The sequence below is a fragment of the Pseudomonas sp. SDO52101_S400 genome, assembly GCF_054071635.1.
The window spans coordinates 1-5,506 of record NZ_JBSVWF010000117.1; the positions used below are offsets into that span (position 1 = coordinate 1).

General features: G+C 51.4%; 2 tRNA genes and 3 rRNA genes. All 5 read right to left on the reverse strand.

Annotation, left to right across the window (positions count from 1 at the left end):
• A 5S ribosomal RNA gene (rrf, locus tag ACW9HX_RS28785) occupies positions 1–49 on the reverse strand; the annotation flags it as partial.
• 163 nt (positions 50–212) lie between these two features.
• Positions 213–3,103 (reverse strand): 23S ribosomal RNA (locus tag ACW9HX_RS28790).
• 244 nt (positions 3,104–3,347) lie between these two features.
• A tRNA-Ala gene (locus ACW9HX_RS28795) sits at positions 3,348–3,423 on the reverse strand.
• Positions 3,424–3,453: 30 nt separating this feature from the next.
• Positions 3,454–3,530 (reverse strand) — tRNA-Ile (locus ACW9HX_RS28800).
• A gap of 81 nt (positions 3,531–3,611) precedes the next feature.
• Positions 3,612–5,148 (reverse strand): 16S ribosomal RNA (locus ACW9HX_RS28805).
• Between the last annotated feature and the right edge of the window lie 358 nt (positions 5,149–5,506).

The following is a 5,506-nucleotide window of genomic DNA, read 5'->3' on the forward strand; positions in this document are numbered from 1 at the left end:
CTGAGTTCGGGATGGGATCAGGTGGTTCCAACGCTCTATGGTCGTCAAGAAATTCGGGTACTGACTCGTGACCAGATGGCCTCGCTTCAGCAAATTGGGTATGGATAGTTTTCGGTGTTTTGCAAGCGTCGAACTTTCGGTTCTTTCGTCTTCACACACCGCAATCTGGTTGCTCTGGTTTAGAGAGCCGACGCAAATTGCTTGGGTGTTATATGGTCAAGCCTCACGGGCAATTAGTATTGGTTAGCTCAACGCCTCACAGCGCTTACACACCCAACCTATCAACGTCGTAGTCTTCGACGGCCCTTCAGGGAACTCAAGGTTCCAGTGAGATCTCATCTTGAGGCAAGTTTCCCGCTTAGATGCTTTCAGCGGTTATCTTTTCCGAACATAGCTACCCGGCAATGCCACTGGCGTGACAACCGGAACACCAGAGGTTCGTCCACTCCGGTCCTCTCGTACTAGGAGCAGCCCCTCTCAAATCTCAAACGTCCACGGCAGATAGGGACCGAACTGTCTCACGACGTTCTAAACCCAGCTCGCGTACCACTTTAAATGGCGAACAGCCATACCCTTGGGACCGGCTTCAGCCCCAGGATGTGATGAGCCGACATCGAGGTGCCAAACACCGCCGTCGATATGAACTCTTGGGCGGTATCAGCCTGTTATCCCCGGAGTACCTTTTATCCGTTGAGCGATGGCCCTTCCATACAGAACCACCGGATCACTAAGACCTACTTTCGTACCTGCTCGACGTGTCTGTCTCGCAGTCAAGCGCGCTTTTGCCTTTATACTCTACGACCGATTTCCGACCGGTCTGAGCGCACCTTCGTACTCCTCCGTTACTCTTTAGGAGGAGACCGCCCCAGTCAAACTACCCACCATACACTGTCCTCGATCCGGATAACGGACCTGAGTTAGAACCTCAAAGTTGCCAGGGTGGTATTTCAAGGATGGCTCCACGCAAACTGGCGTTCACGCTTCAAAGCCTCCCACCTATCCTACACAAGCAAATTCAAAGTCCAGTGCAAAGCTATAGTAAAGGTTCACGGGGTCTTTCCGTCTAGCCGCGGATACACTGCATCTTCACAGCGATTTCAATTTCACTGAGTCTCGGGTGGAGACAGCGCCGCCATCGTTACGCCATTCGTGCAGGTCGGAACTTACCCGACAAGGAATTTCGCTACCTTAGGACCGTTATAGTTACGGCCGCCGTTTACCGGGGCTTCGATCAAGAGCTTCGCGTTAGCTAACCCCATCAATTAACCTTCCGGCACCGGGCAGGCGTCACACCCTATACGTCCACTTTCGTGTTTGCAGAGTGCTGTGTTTTTAATAAACAGTCGCAGCGGCCTGGTATCTTCGACCGGCGTGGGCTTACGCAGCAAGTGCTTCACCCTCACCGGCGCACCTTCTCCCGAAGTTACGGTGCCATTTTGCCTAGTTCCTTCACCCGAGTTCTCTCAAGCGCCTTGGTATTCTCTACCCAACCACCTGTGTCGGTTTGGGGTACGGTTCCTGGTTATCTGAAGCTTAGAAGCTTTTCTTGGAAGCATGGCATCAACCACTTCGTCGCCTAAAGGCAACTCGTCATCAGCTCTCGGCCTTGAAACCCCGGATTTACCTAAGATTTCAGCCTACCACCTTAAACTTGGACAACCAACGCCAAGCTGGCCTAGCCTTCTCCGTCCCTCCATCGCAATAACCAGAAGTACAGGAATATTAACCTGTTTTCCATCGACTACGCTTTTCAGCCTCGCCTTAGGGACCGACTAACCCTGCGTCGATTAACGTTGCGCAGGAAACCTTGGTCTTTCGGCGTGGGTGTTTTTCACACCCATTGTCGTTACTCATGTCAGCATTCGCACTTCTGATACCTCCAGCAAGCTTCTCAACTCACCTTCACAGGCTTACAGAACGCTCCTCTACCGCATCACTTACGTGATACCCGTAGCTTCGGTGTATGGTTTGAGCCCCGTTACATCTTCCGCGCAGGCCGACTCGACTAGTGAGCTATTACGCTTTCTTTAAAGGGTGGCTGCTTCTAAGCCAACCTCCTAGCTGTCTAAGCCTTCCCACATCGTTTCCCACTTAACCATAACTTTGGGACCTTAGCTGACGGTCTGGGTTGTTTCCCTTTTCACGACGGACGTTAGCACCCGCCGTGTGTCTCCCATGCTCGGCACTTGTAGGTATTCGGAGTTTGCATCGGTTTGGTAAGTCGGGATGACCCCCTAGCCGAAACAGTGCTCTACCCCCTACAGTGATACATGAGGCGCTACCTAAATAGCTTTCGAGGAGAACCAGCTATCTCCGAGCTTGATTAGCCTTTCACTCCGATCCACAGGTCATCCGCTAACTTTTCAACGGTAGTCGGTTCGGTCCTCCAGTCAGTGTTACCTAACCTTCAACCTGCCCATGGATAGATCGCCCGGTTTCGGGTCTATTCCCAGCGACTAGACGCCCTATTAAGACTCGCTTTCGCTACGCCTCCCCTATTCGGTTAAGCTCGCCACTGAAAATAAGTCGCTGACCCATTATACAAAAGGTACGCAGTCACAGAACAAAGTCTGCTCCCACTGCTTGTACGCATACGGTTTCAGGATCTATTTCACTCCCCTCTCCGGGGTTCTTTTCGCCTTTCCCTCACGGTACTAGTTCACTATCGGTCAGTCAGTAGTATTTAGCCTTGGAGGATGGTCCCCCCATATTCAGACAAAGTTTCTCGTGCTCCGTCCTACTCGATTTCATGACTAAGAGATTTTCGCGTACAGGGCTATCACCCACTATGGCCGCACTTTCCAGAGCGTTCCGCTAATCTCAAAGCCACTTAAGGGCTAGTCCCCGTTCGCTCGCCACTACTAAGGGAATCTCGGTTGATTTCTTTTCCTCAGGGTACTTAGATGTTTCAGTTCCCCTGGTTCGCCTCTTGCACCTATGTATTCAGTACAAGATAACCATCTTATGATGGCTGGGTTCCCCCATTCAGACATCTCCGGATCAAAGTCTGTTTGCCGACTCCCCGAAGCTTTTCGCAGGCTACCACGTCTTTCATCGCCTCTGACTGCCAAGGCATCCACCGTATGCGCTTCTTCACTTGACCATATAACCCCAAGCAATCTGGTTATACTGTGAAGACGACATTCGCCGAAAATTCGAATTTCTCAACTAAGAGAACTCACAAATTTTACCTTAGCCTGATCACCACCAGTGAAAGTGGATCTCAGTCTATCTTTCTATCACATACCCAAATTTTTAAAGAACGAACTAGTCAAAGACTAGAAATCAACATTCACCATCGAACCGATGGAATGCTCATTTCTAAGCTCTTACTTCAGAAGCAGTAGTGGTGGAGCCAAGCGGGATCGAACCGCTGACCTCCTGCGTGCAAGGCAGGCGCTCTCCCAGCTGAGCTATGGCCCCGTATTTCTACAGGCGTTTCCCACACAAAATTGGTGGGTCTGGGCAGATTCGAACTGCCGACCTCACCCTTATCAGGGGTGCGCTCTAACCAACTGAGCTACAGACCCAATTTCGGGCTGCTTCTTTCGTCTTCTTCAATGAATCAAGCAATTCGTGTGGGAACTTATGGAGCAGCTGATGTCGTCGATTAAGGAGGTGATCCAGCCGCAGGTTCCCCTACGGCTACCTTGTTACGACTTCACCCCAGTCATGAATCACACCGTGGTAACCGTCCCCCCGAAGGTTAGACTAGCTACTTCTGGTGCAACCCACTCCCATGGTGTGACGGGCGGTGTGTACAAGGCCCGGGAACGTATTCACCGCGACATTCTGATTCGCGATTACTAGCGATTCCGACTTCACGCAGTCGAGTTGCAGACTGCGATCCGGACTACGATCGGTTTTATGGGATTAGCTCCACCTCGCGGCTTGGCAACCCTTTGTACCGACCATTGTAGCACGTGTGTAGCCCAGGCCGTAAGGGCCATGATGACTTGACGTCATCCCCACCTTCCTCCGGTTTGTCACCGGCAGTCTCCTTAGAGTGCCCACCATTACGTGCTGGTAACTAAGGACAAGGGTTGCGCTCGTTACGGGACTTAACCCAACATCTCACGACACGAGCTGACGACAGCCATGCAGCACCTGTCTCAATGTTCCCGAAGGCACCAATCCATCTCTGGAAAGTTCATTGGATGTCAAGGCCTGGTAAGGTTCTTCGCGTTGCTTCGAATTAAACCACATGCTCCACCGCTTGTGCGGGCCCCCGTCAATTCATTTGAGTTTTAACCTTGCGGCCGTACTCCCCAGGCGGTCAACTTAATGCGTTAGCTGCGCCACTAAGAGCTCAAGGCTCCCAACGGCTAGTTGACATCGTTTACGGCGTGGACTACCAGGGTATCTAATCCTGTTTGCTCCCCACGCTTTCGCACCTCAGTGTCAGTATCAGTCCAGGTGGTCGCCTTCGCCACTGGTGTTCCTTCCTATATCTACGCATTTCACCGCTACACAGGAAATTCCACCACCCTCTACCATACTCTAGCTCGCCAGTTTTGGATGCAGTTCCCAGGTTGAGCCCGGGGATTTCACATCCAACTTAACGAACCACCTACGCGCGCTTTACGCCCAGTAATTCCGATTAACGCTTGCACCCTCTGTATTACCGCGGCTGCTGGCACAGAGTTAGCCGGTGCTTATTCTGTCGGTAACGTCAAAATTGCAGAGTATTAATCTACAACCCTTCCTCCCAACTTAAAGTGCTTTACAATCCGAAGACCTTCTTCACACACGCGGCATGGCTGGATCAGGCTTTCGCCCATTGTCCAATATTCCCCACTGCTGCCTCCCGTAGGAGTCTGGACCGTGTCTCAGTTCCAGTGTGACTGATCATCCTCTCAGACCAGTTACGGATCGTCGCCTTGGTGAGCCATTACCTCACCAACTAGCTAATCCGACCTAGGCTCATCTGATAGCGCAAGGCCCGAAGGTCCCCTGCTTTCTCCCGTAGGACGTATGCGGTATTAGCGTTCCTTTCGAAACGTTGTCCCCCACTACCAGGCAGATTCCTAGGCATTACTCACCCGTCCGCCGCTGAATCCAGGAGCAAGCTCCCTTCATCCGCTCGACTTGCATGTGTTAGGCCTGCCGCCAGCGTTCAATCTGAGCCATGATCAAACTCTTCAGTTCAAACATCTTTGGGTTTTGAGAAAACCCTAAACTTGGCTCAGCAATCGTTGGTTACATCTTTGATTTCTCGCGGAGTAACTTGTGATGCTGATAATCTTGTTGACTATCAGTCTGACTCCACAAGCACCCACACGAATTGCTTGATTCAGTTGTTAAAGAGCGGTTGGTTAAGATCTTTCGTCTCAACCGAGGCGCGCATTCTACAGCAGCCTCATTTGCTGTCAAGTGATTATTTTCAGAAGCTTTCGAAGATTTCTTCAACAACTTCAACCACTTGCGCTTCCGATCTCTCGTCAGCGGGAGGCGAATTCTACAGCGTTACACGCTGCTGTCAACACCTCTTTTTCTCCGCTTTCGA